Annotated in this window: 14 protein-coding genes; all 14 read left to right on the forward strand. The window is 30.7% G+C overall.

Annotated elements, in window-relative coordinates:
* Positions 1-101 precede the first annotated feature (101 nt).
* Positions 102-1223 (forward strand): serine hydrolase, encoded by a 1122-nt coding sequence (locus tag DK508_RS06725; RefSeq protein ID WP_109299988.1) that lies wholly within the window; start codon positions 102-104, stop codon positions 1221-1223.
* A 159-nt stretch (positions 1224-1382) separates the two neighbouring features.
* The gene (locus tag DK508_RS06730; protein ID WP_109299989.1) at positions 1383-2267 is read left to right on the forward strand and encodes a hypothetical protein; all 885 of its coding nucleotides are present in this window, start codon (positions 1383-1385) and stop codon (positions 2265-2267) included.
* A gap of 238 nt (positions 2268-2505) precedes the next feature.
* The gene (locus tag DK508_RS06735) at positions 2506-3297 is read left to right on the forward strand and encodes a hypothetical protein (RefSeq protein WP_160114586.1); all 792 of its coding nucleotides are present in this window, start codon (positions 2506-2508) and stop codon (positions 3295-3297) included.
* Positions 3298-3515: 218 nt separating this feature from the next.
* Positions 3516-4196 carry an MBL fold metallo-hydrolase gene (locus DK508_RS06740; RefSeq protein WP_109299991.1) on the forward strand — a complete coding sequence of 227 codons (681 nt, stop codon included), beginning with the start codon at positions 3516-3518 and terminating at the stop codon, positions 4194-4196.
* Positions 4197-4264: 68 nt separating this feature from the next.
* A complete protein-coding gene (locus tag DK508_RS06745; protein WP_109299992.1) occupies positions 4265-4615 on the forward strand; it encodes a VOC family protein in 351 nt (116 codons plus the stop codon).
* Positions 4616-4839: 224 nt separating this feature from the next.
* Positions 4840-5247 (forward strand): hypothetical protein, encoded by a 408-nt coding sequence (locus tag DK508_RS06750; RefSeq protein WP_160114587.1) that lies wholly within the window; start codon positions 4840-4842, stop codon positions 5245-5247.
* Positions 5248-5393: 146 nt separating this feature from the next.
* Entirely contained in the window at positions 5394-6449 is a 1056-nt protein-coding gene (locus DK508_RS06755; protein ID WP_160114588.1) for an AraC family transcriptional regulator, read from the forward strand.
* A gap of 117 nt (positions 6450-6566) precedes the next feature.
* Positions 6567-8195: a serine hydrolase gene (locus DK508_RS06760; protein ID WP_160114589.1), complete on the forward strand. Its 1629-nt coding sequence runs from the start codon at positions 6567-6569 to the stop codon at positions 8193-8195.
* 126 nt (positions 8196-8321) lie between these two features.
* Complete coding sequence (locus DK508_RS06765; RefSeq protein ID WP_109299996.1) at positions 8322-8789, forward strand: nuclear transport factor 2 family protein; 468 nt, start codon at positions 8322-8324, stop codon at positions 8787-8789.
* A 222-nt stretch (positions 8790-9011) separates the two neighbouring features.
* A complete protein-coding gene (locus DK508_RS06770) occupies positions 9012-10544 on the forward strand; it encodes a prolyl oligopeptidase family serine peptidase (protein ID WP_109299997.1) in 1533 nt (510 codons plus the stop codon).
* A 152-nt stretch (positions 10545-10696) separates the two neighbouring features.
* Complete coding sequence (locus DK508_RS06775; RefSeq protein ID WP_109299998.1) at positions 10697-11158, forward strand: low molecular weight phosphatase family protein; 462 nt, start codon at positions 10697-10699, stop codon at positions 11156-11158.
* 268 nt (positions 11159-11426) lie between these two features.
* Complete coding sequence (locus DK508_RS06780) at positions 11427-13658, forward strand: SulP family inorganic anion transporter (RefSeq protein WP_109299999.1); 2232 nt, start codon at positions 11427-11429, stop codon at positions 13656-13658.
* A gap of 160 nt (positions 13659-13818) precedes the next feature.
* Complete coding sequence (locus tag DK508_RS06785) at positions 13819-14607, forward strand: DUF3050 domain-containing protein (protein ID WP_109300000.1); 789 nt, start codon at positions 13819-13821, stop codon at positions 14605-14607.
* A gap of 54 nt (positions 14608-14661) precedes the next feature.
* Positions 14662-15447: an alpha/beta fold hydrolase gene (locus tag DK508_RS06790; protein WP_109300001.1), complete on the forward strand. Its 786-nt coding sequence runs from the start codon at positions 14662-14664 to the stop codon at positions 15445-15447.
* Positions 15448-15572 lie beyond the last annotated feature (125 nt).

Consider the following 15572-nt stretch of genomic DNA (forward strand, 5'->3'; position numbering starts at 1 on the left):
CGTTTATTATATTTATCGTTACCCAACATTTGAGAAAATTAACTATCAATCATAAAAGAAGAATATGGCTTGATTTTTGAATTTGACATTAAAAAAATAACATGAAATATTCATTACTCATTGCGCTTCTTTTTTCTGCATTTTTTTGTAAAAAATCTTTTTCTCAAGAGAGTAATGATAATATTTCTAAAACTATCCAAAAAAACGGCAATAATTTTCTAAAAAACAAGAATATAAACTCTGTTTCTATTGGAATCTATAAAGATGGTCAAATTTACACAGAACACTTTGGGGAAATCGAAAAAGGGAAAGGTAATTTACCTAATGATGAAACTATTTATGAAGTTGGTTCTATAACAAAAACTATAACTGGTTATCTTGTTGCAAAGGCTGTATTAGAAGGAAAGATTAAATTAGAGGACGATGTAAGATTCTATTTAAACGGGAATTATTCAAATTTAGAATATAACGGCATACCGATTACAATAAAGAATTTACTTACACATACAAGTGGATTGCCAATGTTCCTTCCAATGAATATGAATGGGTTATATGAAAAACTCAATCAAAATGTGCCTAAAGAATATTTGGAATTAGAAAAGTCTTATGATAAAGAAAAATTCTTAAAGGATTTAAATACTATTTCTATAAAAATAAAACCAGGCACTAATTATTCCTACTCTAATGCTGGAGCAGAATTGATAGGTTATGTATTAGAAACTATATATCAAAAAAGCATTGACGAATTGATAAAAGAGAGTTTCTTGAATAAATACAATATGTCAAATACAGCAATTAAATTAGATTCAATACAAATGCAAAAGCTTGTTCGTGGATATTGGATGAATAATAAAACACCAGCACCTAATAATTTTAACTCGCTTTGGGCAACTGGTGGTGGTGTAAAAATGACAATTACTGATATTATGCGATATGTTGAATTACAATTAAATATTGATGATCCAATAATTTCTGAATCTCACAAAGCTCTTTATGAGGTGCGTAGTCCATTGCAAATATCATATTTCTGGAGAGTGTGGAATGATTATTATGGTACATCATATAGTCATCATGGTGGAACAAGTGGTACGCAAAATTGGCTTTACATTTTCCCAAAACATAATCTTGGAATATCTATTATCACCAACCAAAGTGGACCAAAAACACCCAACTTATTAAATAAAGCAGCAAAAAAAATATTAAAAGATATAATTAAGAAATAAAACGTTGGGTAACAATGTGTAAAATTAATTGCTGCGCCAGTTGGTTAAGTGGACGATCTAGATAATATTCATATTTTTATCTCATCGGAAAATTTAAACTAATTTCCCGCAACTTAACCATACACGAACACCTTAGGCAATATAACAACAAAATAAAGAATGAAACATCTTTTGATAATTATCAGTCTTTTTTTAGTTTTTTCATCTTGTGAAGCTCAAGAGAAAAAGAGAATTTCTGAAAAAAAAATAAAAAAAGAATATTATGAGTACTATTCCAAACCAGGATTAAATGCAAAAGTTAAACACATAGAAGATCTTAAATATGAGGGATCTGAGGAGAGGCAATATGATCTGCATGGAAATATAATCAAGAAAATCTATTCATCAAAAACTGTTATCAGGTATTTATATGATAATGAGCAAAATTTATTAAGAGAAGAAATTTATAATAGTGAGGATAAACTAATTACTAAAAAAAATTATGAAAGAAATAATAAGAATAAATCACTAGTAACTGGTCAAATTCAAATCAGAAATAAAGATACTATCAGTAACGAAAGAAATACTTATGATAAAAATGGTAATCTCATATTAAGTGAATTTATAAAGAATTCAGTTTGGGAGAAAGCTTTTGCTTACGAATATGACGAGAAAGGTAGAAAGGTTTTAAAGCATGATTATATTATTGAAAGATATGGAGGATATCCAAAAGCACTATATAAATATGATGAGTTTGATAACTTAATTAGAACGAAAGAACTCGATTCTAATAATAATCTTATCAGGTCAGCTACCTATAAATATGATGAACGAAAAAATAAAATTGAATATATATTACTTTCAGAGCCAAACAAAACTGTAATTAGTAAAGAATTTACTACTTACGATACCTTTGATAATATAAAAAGTATAAGTAATAATAAAAATGGTGAAAATCAACAAGAATATAAGTACAAATACAATGAATACGGAGATTGGATAGAAAAAACATTTTATTATTCTGGTTATGTTGATCAGTACGTGAAAAGAAAAATCGAATACTAAACATTGCCTAACAAGATATATGTGATCATAGCTGATTAGTGATGAATCGAATGGTTCTCGTATTTTTGGTAAGGCGGTAATGCTTGCAAGAAGTAAAAATTAGCAACCAATGCGTAGAAAAACCGAAAATCGGGGTAACATTTTACTTTGCTACAACACAATATATTAAACGTTACCACAAATATTGAGCAATATTAATAAAATAATAAAGTTTAGTCCTAATTCGAAATTCGCAGACTTGAATGTTTACCGATTATCGGAATTAAAACCAGCTGGAACCAAACTGATTTTGGAACCTAAAACAGAATTGATTGAACTCTTAAAATTAACTTTATTCGACTTGACATTAAAACAAGTTCTGATAATAAAGAAAAGTCTAAAAAGGTCCCATCCAAGAGACCCACATTTAAGAGAATATGTAATAGTAGAAACTGGTAAGAATTACTCGAAATACAAACCAAATAACTTTGAGAAATATTTCACGGAGAGAATAGATGAGGACAGTTATTTTCAATTAAAAGCGTATTTAAGAGCTATATTTAAAGAAATCCCATCTGAATACAAACACAAAAAGGAAATTATTCGTGATTTAAAAATCAATGATCTTTTTAATAGTGATTTAATTTCAAGTATTTTCTCTTGGCTTAAAACTAATCCAAAAGGGAATAAACTGAAACAGGATATTGCTGAATACCTAAATCAAGTAGATGAAAATATCGACAACTTAATAGAAAACGAACCTGATAACGCATTAGAATTAATACTTTTTCTTCAAGGAAACATTTTTCTTTTGAAAAATTTAAAATTTGAGCTTTTAGAAAACTTAAAATTAATTTCAACTGTCCGCTCGAATAATAGTGATGATGAATATTATGATGATTGGTTTTGGACTGATTTTATGTATGACTCTGATTTATCAATTTCTGACCTGATGTCTGATATATCTGAAATGTTTGATTCCGTTGATGATTATTTTGATTTTGATAGCGGAGGGGATTGGGATGGAGACTATGATTTTGATTTCGATTAAAATACTCTGATAACAATGTATAAGAAAACATAGGGATTTTAGGCTTAATCAAAAGGTCTGTGCTTATCTGCAATGTTCCCAACTATAAAATTTGGCATTTACGAAAAATGATAAAAGCAAAATATTTATATTTGGCTTAGTATCAACCTGAAACGTATCGCTTATCACCTACCCTACGTTTCTTATACAAACCGTAGTGGTAATTTAAAGAAACATCGATGAAAATGATAACATACCTAATTGTTTCAGCCATGTTTTTCAATTCTTGCAATAGTAACAATGAACCGGCTTATACGAAACTACAAACTGACATTTACGAAATAAACAACCAATATTTTTACAAAGAAAAAGTACATACATATTTGATTGAATTAAAAGACAAAGTATTACTATTTGACATCCCTACTTATTCCGAAGAGATCGAGAAATTTATACTTTCTTTTGACAAGCCAGCTTTTGCGATTATTTCACACGGCTCGTGCGGAATATCGGATGGTACAAAATGGCAAGAAAAAATCGGACTAAAGGTTTACGCACATAAAGCCGACATAAATCATCCTTGGTTGAAAATGAAACCAAACGTACTATTTACGGAAATGCCAAATTTTGCGGACAATATTGAAGTAATATATACACCAGGACACAGTGCTGGAGCTATATGTGTATTAGAAAAAAATTCAAAAACTTTATTTTCGGGCGACACTTTTTACGGTAACAAAAAAGGCGAAGTAATAGATTTTAGTCAAGAAAGTCAATCTGATTATGAAAATTTGGATAACAGAATGGCAAGTTGTAGAAAATTATTGGAATACGATTTTATCAATGTTTATCCATTTCATTATGAAATAATTAATGGAAACGGAAAGGAAAGACTAAGTGAATATATGAAAAATAGATAGGGAAAAACTACCACTAACAATGTATAAGAAAACGTGTCATTTTAAAATTTAAATTAAATAGTAAATTTATGTTAACAGATATTAACCCTAAATTACCAATGCGTAATAAATCTAATACAAGAAGTTATTATGTAAATCGACTAGGTTTTCAAGAATTAGGTGATTATGAAGGGTATTTAATGGTTAAGAAGGATGGCATAGAAATTCACTTCTTTGAATTTAAAGAACTTAATCCAAAAGAGAATTATGGAATGATTTATATCAGAACTGATAATATAGACAGTTTGTATAAATCTATGCTTGAAAATAAAATAGAAATTCATCCAAATGGACCCTTGGAAAATAAACCTTGGGGACAAAGAGAGTTTGCCTTACTTGACCCAGATAATAACCTATTGACATTTGGACAAAGTATTTAGGTATTAAAAAACGAACAGCCAACACGCGTATAATTCATTGCTAATACTCGCCTACTCACGAAAATCCTCGCAGATTTTCTATTGGGTTTTTATTTGCTAAATTACGTGCTTAACCACGCAACTAATCTTATGCAAAACCGCTATATGCAATCCCAATTAAGAAATAAACTATCTGTTATTTTTAAAAAATTGAAATTATATAAGAATACTCTAAACGAATAGAATTGAAAAAGATAAACTTGTATTTTGGACTGACATTATTTATTGGATTTCTAGCAACTGGTTATTATATGGCAGAATATTTTAAACCCGAACATCTTGACAATCACGTAATGAGAATGCAAATAAGGGCAAACCACATATATATACTGTTTATTTCATTACTGAATGTAGTTTCATTCAAATGTGATTTAAAAATAAATCACAAACTATCAAAATATCTAGACACCCTATTTAGAATATTTATACTGATTGCTGGAATAGTTGCAGTTGTTGCTTTTCTTAAAGAGCATACCGGAAATTTAGGTGTGAGAAGTTGGACACTTTCTGCCGTTACCCTATCTGTAGTTTCGGTCGGACTAGTACTCATTAACGAATTAATAAACATTGTAGTGAAAAAGAAAAGCATATAACATGGTGTAAGAATTCATTGCGCCAGAATTTCCCTATCGAAAATTCACTTGCATTAATTATCTTTAGCAACTGTACGAAAGTACCTGTGTACTTTCTCGTAACTAATCATACATTTACCGTTGGCAACAATATACAATAACCAGATTTGACAAATACAGCACTAATACATGACATTGGAAAAATCATTGTTTTTCTAATGATACTATTGTCGGTATTCTTAATTACGGTAAAGTCTACTAAAAAATTATCAAATTATTTATTTGCAGCATTTCTTTTGGTTACCGCTTTTGATTTTAGTGGTATGTTTTTATTGAATATTCCTAACAACGTACTAAACAGTTTAAAAATAGCTTCTGTATTACTTCAAATGCCTTTGTATTACTTATATGCGCAGTCGGTCTGTTACTATAATTTTAAATTAGAAAAAAAACACCTTTTTCATACCCTTTTATTTTTAATTGTATTTGCCCTTTTATTTAAGACTAATGTATCTGATAGAAGCTATAATATTTTTCAAATACTAGCTAAAGTACAATACTATGGGTATATCATCGCAGTGTTTTTTACTTTAAGTCATTTTAAAAAACTGTATCAAGAAAACTATGCTGCCAACCACAAAAACACGTATAAATGGCTGTTTCAAATCACTATTTTATTTTTAATCGGAAATTGTTTTGTGCTATTAAGAGAGTTTATTCTTCCTAAGGAAAACAGTATTCTGTTGGCTAACATTAACTTACTTATAAGTGTTTTTGCCCTATTTGTTATTTGTTGGTTTGTTTTAAAAGCGTTGTATCAACCAAAATTATTTTTAGGAGTTGACAAAAATTTAATGGCACTTAAAATAGTTCAAAAAACAAGTACCGAAACCGAACAAGCCTTACAAATACTTTCTAAATATATGAGTAATGAAAAACCATATCTTGACCCCGAACTTAGTTTGCAAAAATTAGCGATTGGTTTAAATATCCCTGAAAAACAACTATCACAACTCATCAATAAACATATAGGGAAACATTTTTTTGATTATGTTAATGAGTATAGAATCAATGATGCTAAAGCACTATTAAAAGAACAAACCGACCTAACGGTTTTAGAAATACTTTACCAAATAGGTTTTAATTCAAAATCATCGTTTTATACAGCTTTTAAAAAAGAAACACTTCAAACACCATTAGCATACAGAAAATCAACAACATAGCATAGTTCGATTTAAAGTCGTACTCATTTTTTGTTGTAAAATCAGTTCGATTTCCGATAGTCACACTCTTTATTTGGCTTTATGTTTCACTTTTGTCTCGAACAAAAAAACAATACAATGAAACATCAAATTTTTATCATTTTACTTCTGGTATCCCAAACGATAGCCGTTTTAGGTCAGACAAGCATTATAGAACAACAACCGTATGCTAAAATCGATTCTTTACTCAATGCTCATTTTACAACTAACAAAACTGGTGCAGCATTTGCCATCATTAAAAATGGTAAAACCACCTATAAAAACGTCATAGGATTGGCAAATGTTGAATATAACATTCCTATAACAGATGCTACTACATTTAATATCGCTTCTATATCTAAGCAATTTACAACCTACTTGGCTCTACTTTTGGAACAAGAAGGTAAACTCTCATTTAATCATGATATCCGAACGTATTTACCAGAGTTAATACACTTACCGAGTAAAATAACTATTAAGCAACTTACTAACCATACACATGGACTAGCAAACCCAGATGAATTGGCTCGACTAAAAGGTTTTAAAACAATGAACCACCAAGAAGTTGTAAAAATGTTGTTAAACATTAAACAGGTAAACTATAAAGCAGGAGAAAAATACGAATACAATAACACAGGGTATATATTGCTTTCAGAAATTATAGAACGAGTGGGACAAAAACCATTTAAGAAGCAACTACAAGAAAAAATATTCATTCCCTTGGGTATGAAAGACACAAAAGCGGTAGATAATAATGATATGGTTGTTAACAATAAAGCCTACTCATACAATCTGGATAATGATATGTATGCAAGTAACCCGGTACAACTTGCAACTATAGGCTCTTCGGGAATTTATACTACCATAAATGATTTAGCCTTATGGGCAAAAAATTATCAAAATCCAGTTGTTGGTAATAGCGCCTTTTATGAAAAAATGCAAGCGGCAACTATTCTTAATTCTAAAAAAGAAATCAATTATGGATTAGGCTTGCAGTTTGATAATTACAAAGGGATTGATATTATCTTTCATGGTGGCGGAACAGCAAGTTATCGCTCATATATTTTGCATGCACCCAAGCACAAGTTGTCTATCATTTTTCTATCTAACGCTAATAACTTTTCGGGTCTTGACATTGTGTATAACTCAATCGACTTACTTTTAAAGCGAAATATAAAAACTAAAACGCCAGCAAAAATCGCTATCAGTAATGACCAGTTAAAAAAACACACAGGAACATACGAGTTTCAGCCTGGTGTTTACTACAACATTATAGCAAAGAAAGACACTTTGTATTTTCAACCTTTTGGAACAAAAGACTTACACCCTTTACCCCATTTGTACGGAAACACTTTTGATTTCCCGTATATCCCGCACACCAAGTTTATCTTTTATGAGGATAAGTTTGATTTCCGAATTGCAGATTTTATCTATGAGTGCTTTAAAAGTGGTATAAAACAGCCCAATTCAAATGAAATAGAATTGACTAATTTCATAGGAACATTCAGAAATAAAGAACATAGTATTGTTTATGACTTAAGTATAGAAGAAGATAAACTTATTCTTACCCGTACTTTTGGCAATCCTATAGTTTTAAATGTTCTTACTTTAGAAAGTTTTTATTCGCCAGAATTAGGAAAGTTAGATTTTACTTATGACTTAAATAAACAAATCACAGGATTTAAATTATCAGGACAAAACTTTAAAAATATAGTGTTTAAAAAATAGTAGTTTAAAGTTTAGTTCATTTCTTCTATCTTTGTTTTTAAACTGAAAATTGGTACATATAAACCTGCTATTTTTCGTATGCAACAAGGCTGTTGTGCGCGCAATTTGTAACGAACAAAATCATCTATGAAAACATATTTAAAAATATTAATTTCTATAATTGCGCTTCTTTTTGCAACGAACCAAAGTATAGCGCAAGATGTTACAAAAGTCCATAGAGATTCCTTAGAAATTGTAGTTAAAAAATATTATGATTTAAACCTTAAAACATTTCAGGCTAACTCAACCATAAAAGATATCGATAGAATTTTTGAACTTTTTACTGATAGCTTTACCTATATTCATCCAAAATATGGAGGAACTTATACTCGAGAAGATTTGTACAATGGTTATGTACGAAATCAAAAAAATGGAGGGTATAACGGGGAGGTCACAGATATTAAAGTACTAAATAAAATTGTAGGACTGAATGCTGTGGTGGTTGAAAGAATCTATATGGAAAAAGAAGGTGACGGAATTAAAGAAGGAGAAGCACGAATGACGCTTTTTGAGTTTGAAAAAGGAAAAATATCCAGAATCTTTGAATATTGGTAGTTTAAGAAAAACTGTACCTAACACGATATATAAAACTTGGCTAACAACCATTATATCTAGAGATTTTTGCTTATTTATAAAAATTTGATTCTGTGTTTGATTCAAAATTAGTGTCTTTTTATCCGCAACGTTTCATATATTAAACGTTAGTGACAAGCTGGCAAATCCTAACAATTATACAATTAGCGAATCCTTAAATTTGAATACTAATCATATAAAATAATGAGAATAGCAACTTTATTGATTTTTATGCTTTTTCAATTAAGCTTATTAAATGGACAAACTTCATTAAAAAATATAGCCCTTAGTTATGGAAAGTATAAAGTAGGTTTCGTACACTATACAGCTACGGATAGCACGAGAAACTATCAAATTAAAAATGAATTTAACAACCAACTCATATATAGACCAATTCCCATTAGTATTTGGTATCCCGCCAATATAAAAAATGGAAATTCTAAGCAATTAACAGTCTTAAATTATTTGGAAATCTTAAAAGAAGAGGAAGAATGGGAAAATTTACCAAATGAGTTTTTATTAGATTGGTTTCCTTACTTATGTAATACCAAAAAGAACAGAGCCCATCTACCTGAAAAGACTGGAGCTTATTTAGATGCAACTGCAATTAATGAAAAATTTCCTGTAATTGTTTATTCTCCAAGTTATCAAGCATCATCAATTGAAAACTTTGCCCTTTTTGAGTATTTGACGAGCAACGGATATATTGTGATATCAAGTCCATCAAGAGGGACATACACAAGATGGTTAGAAGGCGGAACTACAAAAGATATGGAAACACAATCTAGAGATGTTGAGTTTCTTTTAAAAGAAATTCAACATTACAAGAATATAGATTCGGATAAAGTCGCGTTAATGGGATTTAGTTTTGGTGGACTATCAAACACTATTACCGTAATGAAAAATCAAAATATTAAAGCATTAGTAAGTCTTGATGGAACCGAAAGATATAGGTATGAAGTATTAGAAAAATCGGCTTATTTTAATTTAGATAGGTTAAATATTCCGTACATTCATTTTGCCCAAAAAGAAATACCCGAAACAGTTTTAAAACAAGATAAAATCCCAGCAGAATTAAATTACAAATTTCAACTTTATGATTCTTTAAAATATAGTAATATTTATAGTTACAGATTCCATGATTTATCCCATTCTTATTTTAGCTCGTATGGTGTTTTATTCGCCAATAGAGATAAAAGGCAAGATAAGAGTGACGACAACATTATGACTTCTTACAATCAACTTTCAAGATATACCTTACAGTTTCTCAATGCAACCTTAAAAAATGAGGAGAGAGCAAAAGAGTTTATCGAAAAAAATCCCGATAAAAACAGTTCTGTAGAAAGTGTGATCTCAAAAAAAATGAAGAAATCAATCACTTCAGAATTCAATTACAAAAACTTTAATGATTTAGCATTAAAGCAAGGTTACCAAAATTTAATACCATTATACAAACAGACATTGTTAAAACACCCAAATCTTGAATTAAAAGAAGGAATGCTAAACACTCTAGGATTAAGATTAACATTTGATCCGAAAAGAATAAAACAAGGAATAAACGTGTTTTTATTAGCTCTGCATATCTACCCAAAATCTGCAAACTTATATGACAGTTTAGCTGAAGCATATCTTTATAATAAGGATTTTAAAAATGCTATTTCCAATTTCAAGAAGTCATTGGAATTAAACCCTGAAAACCAGAATGCTATTAATAAGCTTAAAAAATTAAAGGAATAAAACCAACCACTAACCCAATGTATAGTTCATTGCTACGGATTTTCCCTTTGCAAAAGAACTATTTTTGGTAGTTTATTTATTAAATTAGTCACTAAACCAAATGCAACGCATTATATACAAACCGTTGTACGTCACTAAGAAAAATAAAGTTAATGCTTAAAAAAATCATATTATCAATTTTAATTACGTGTGCCTTCTTCGCTTGTGAATCTACAAATGAATCTAAAGAGATTGTATTTGTCTGTACTCATGGAGCAGCAAGAAGTCCAATTGCAGCGGCTTATTTCAACAAGTTAGCAAATGAAAATAATTTAAATTACCATGCGGTTTTTAAAGGAACGGAACCAGGTCTAGTTTTAACTAAAGAAACAATCAAAGGGCTAACAAATGATGGATTTAAAACTGATAATTGGAAACCTGAAAAAGTGACTGTTCAAGATGTTGAAAAAGCATATAAAATTGTAACGTTTGATTGTTCGGTACCTTCTAAAAAATCTTCGGATTTGACACTTGAGTGGAATGGGACTCCTTCAGTAAGTAAGGATTATAATATTGCAAGGGATGTTATAAAAAATAATGTGGAACAATTAATTGAAGATCTTAAAGAAAAATAAAAACGAACGTACAACGTTATGTATGACGTTCATTGCCTGCAAAAACCAAAAACCTCATATACACCTGAACAATAGGGGCTTATAAAAAAAAGAAAACAAGAATATTTCAAATAAAAATTTCGTATTTTTTTAAGTATTCATTTACCAGAAGACAGTTTCATTTTTCCAATTTAATTAACAACTCCCCTTTCTCACCCCTAATAATTCCGAATATTTACTATTTTAGTAGATTAGGTTAATATTAATAAATCATTCGATAGCTAAATAAATGGAAACTACACCCAAAAAAGGTATTCAGGGATTAATTGAAAATTGGCAAAATGATTTAGTCGCCGCGGTGAGTGTCGCACTCATTGCTTTACCCCTTTCATTAGGTATTGCTTTGGCAGCGGGAGCACCTGCAATGTCGGGTATATTTTCTGCCATCGTAGGTGGTGTGATTACAACCCTGTATCGGGGTGGTCACATATCTGTCAACGGACCTGCCAAAGGAGTCATTGGAGTTATACTTTTGGGTATTGCATTGATGGATGATGGTTCAGGTCAAGCCTTTAATTATGTATTGGCAGCAGTAGTAGTTTCAGGCGCAATTCAAATGTTATTGGGGTTATTAAAATTGGGTCGATTAGCGGACATTTTCCACTCTTCTGTGATTCACGGAATTTTAGCAGCCATCGGAATTATCATATTTGCGAAACAGATCCATGTCGCCATGGGAACACATTCTGATAGCCCGAGCATTATACAAAACCTAATCGATGCAATTGTATACTTACCTAAAGCGAATCCTTTTGTCTTAATTATTGCTTTGACAGGATTACTTTTATTATTATTTCAATCCAAAATTAGTCACCGGTTTTTCCATCTTTTACCTGCACCCATGTGGGTTATAGTCCTATCCATTCCATTTGTCTATATCTTCAATTTCTTTGACCAACATACTCTTTCATTCTTTGGAAAAGCATATGAGGTAGGACCTCATCTATTGTTAAACATTCCTGATACTATTATGGATTCAATAATGCATCCCAATTTTAGTAAAATTAATACACTTGAATTCTGGACAACCGTATTTTCCATTTTAATTATAACAAGTATTGAATCCTTAGCCATTGCAAAAGCAGTTGACAAAATTGACCCCTATAGACGCAAAACAGATTTAAATAAGGATTTAACAGGTATTGGTTTCAGTACAGTCGTAGCTGGTTTAATTGGAGGTTTGCCAATCATTGCCGTGATTATTCGAAGCACTGTCAATATCCATAATGGTGCCAAGACAAAGTGGTCTAATATGTATCAAGGACTTTTGTTACTACTTTTTATTGTGGTATTGAGTCCAATAATGAGACAAGTACCACTATGTGCTTTTGCCATTTTACTTGTTTATACTGGGTTTAAATTGGCCTCGCCAGCAGTCTTCAAACAAGTTTATAATCAAGGAACTGAGCAACTAACATTCTTTATTGGGACTATGGTTTTAACCCTATATACTAATTTATTAATTGGTTTACTCGGTGGATTATTATTGGCATTGATTATTCACATGTTGCTGGCTAAACTGTCTATTCCTCAATTTTTTAAAATGGTATATAATTCGCGTACAAAATTGGTCAAGGGACCGGATGGCAGTTTCGATTTAAAGATTAGAGGGATTGCGAATTTCTTAGGTATTATAAAAATCGACAAACTAGTAACCCAAATTCCTTCTGGAGCAGATGTCAATATTGATTTATCAGAAACAAGATTGGTAGGTATGACCTATATGGATTACTTGGTGGAATACTTAAAGATACAAAGGGCTTCGGGCGGTAAGGTCTTTATAACCGGATTGGATTCGCATGTTTCATCATCTACGCATAATAGGGCTTTAAAAATTAGTTTGACCAGTTCTGCGGCTAAATTATCGCTAAGGCAAAAACGATTGTTAAATTTAGCAAATGAGAAAGATTATCAATACACGAGTCAAGTTGATTGGAATACAATTTATCTAAAGAAGTTCCACTTTTTTGAAATTAGACCTATTGAACGCAAATACAATTGTCTTAAAGGAACATTTAAGGATTTGGATGTGTCTTGGGAAATTGCGGATGTAACATTTAATGAAGGCCAAGCTTTTACAGCTGAGACATTTAACACAACCCTAATGGTCTTAAAACTGGATAAAAAAATACCCATTTTTACGATGGAAAAAGAAGGAGTATTAGAAAAAATATTTGATCGGGTGATGGCATTTACCGGTTATAAAGATGTTGATTTTGAGATGTATCCGGATTTTTCTAAAAAATTCAGACTTAAGGGGAATAATGAATCTGAGATTAGATCATTTTTTACAGATGAAATCATTCACTTTTTCGAAAATCATCAGATTTATCATTTAGAAAGCAATGGTGAGGCATTAATCATTTTTGATAAAATTAAATTAGCCCGAACAGATGAAACCATTGCGTTTGTGGATTATGGTAAAGAATTGGCCACGCTCTTAAATGCCAAAACAACATAATAATTGAGGTATAAGAGATGTAAATATAAAATTTAGCGTTTATCAACATTAAAGGTAAAAGCAAAATATTATATTTGGCATAATATCAAATCAAAACTTAGTGCACGCTCTCATCCTATATTTCTCATAGTAAACGTTATATACAAACGACAACTACAGAATGAATCAAATACAACATATAGAAAATGAGATTTCAGGGTTAAGAAATCAACTACGGCATCATACGCTTTATGACAACTTAGAGACAGTAGATGACATCAGGGTTTTTATGGAAAATCATGTATTTGCCGTTTGGGATTTTATGTCACTTTTAAAATCATTACAAATAGAATTAACAAATGTTCAAATCCCTTGGACTCCATGTAAAAACCCAGTTCTTTCAAGATTCATAAATGAAATCGTACATGGAGAAGAAAGTGATATTAATGAATTAGGAGAACCTAAAAGTCATTTTGAAATGTATTTGGATGCAATGATTCAAGCCCATGGAAATACAGCTGAGATCAATAATTTTATAAGATTAATTGAATCTGGAAATTCAATTGAATGTTCATTACACGAAATCAATATTGATAAAAGAGTTGCTGATTTTGTGAAATTTTCTTTTTCAATTATTGAAACCAACAAAGCTCACCTTGTAGCTTCTGCATTCACATTTGGACGAGAAGATGTCATCCCCGACATGTTTATTGAAATCCTTAAAAATGCTGATTCTGAAAACAAGTCATATATCAAGCTGACATATTATTTAGAAAGACATATAGAATTAGATGGTGATGAGCATGGGCCACTATCTCTTAAAATGATTTCAGAACTTTGCGGCAATGACGAACAAAAATGGAGTGAAACCTTGGCCGTTGCAAAACAATCATTACAGCAAAGAATTTTGTTATGGGATGCAATTAATGATATTATAAAAGAGCAAAAGCTAGCATGCAATATGGCATAAAAGACTTTAAAACGATCTTTTACACTCACCGTTACGCCATTAAAAAGATAGTTCATGAACATTAAAATCCTTGACCAGTTATTCATAAGACATAACGAAATAGATAAAAACAGACAATCGATTTGGTTTTTGCACGGATTTGCTGATTCTGGATTGGCATACAAAGAAGTTTTTGATTCAAAAATTTCGAACGAATTTAATCTTTATGTGGTAGACTTACCGGGATATGGAGTTAGCCCCATAAATAATGAGTATCTATCGATTAAAGAGCAAGCTGACTTGCTCTCGGGAATAATAGAAAAAGAAACTTACAACAATGGAAAAGTAAATATTGTTGCGCACTCTATTGGTGCTTTAATAGGAACTTGGATTTGCAAACTACAATCTGAAAAAATTAATTATTTTTTTAATATAGAGGGTAATTTAACCGAGGCAGACAGCTATTTATCAAGTAAACCTTTGAATTTTGAAACGGCTAAAGATTTTATACAATCATTTGAGAAAGAAATTTTTAAAAATGCAATCCAAGAAGAAAGGTACAGAAGATATTATAGCAGTTTGAGATTTGCTAATCCAAAAGGAATGCGCAATTGGGGCATCACAAGTCAAGAGCATATAAAAAATAATAAGTGCGGATTTGAGTTTAAAAATCTGAATTGCAACAAAATATATATTTGGGGAGATGTAGACACACCAAAAGAAACGCAGGAGTTCTTAAAAGAGCAAAATATTCCAAATATGCTATATAAAGGAATTGGTCATTGGCATATGGTTGAGAATTCAGAAAATCTTTACAATGACATTGGAGATAAAATAAAAACGGTGCTGGACAATTCATAAGAAAATAAAGGGCATTTGCGCTTATACCAAAGATCTGTACCTGTCTACAAAGTCGTCAATCTGAAACGTATTGCTTATCACCTACTCTACGTTTCTTATACGAGACGTTAGCAGTAATATTATAC

The organism is Aquimarina sp. AU474, assembly GCF_900312815.1.
Lineage (GTDB): Bacteria > Bacteroidota > Bacteroidia > Flavobacteriales > Flavobacteriaceae > Aquimarina.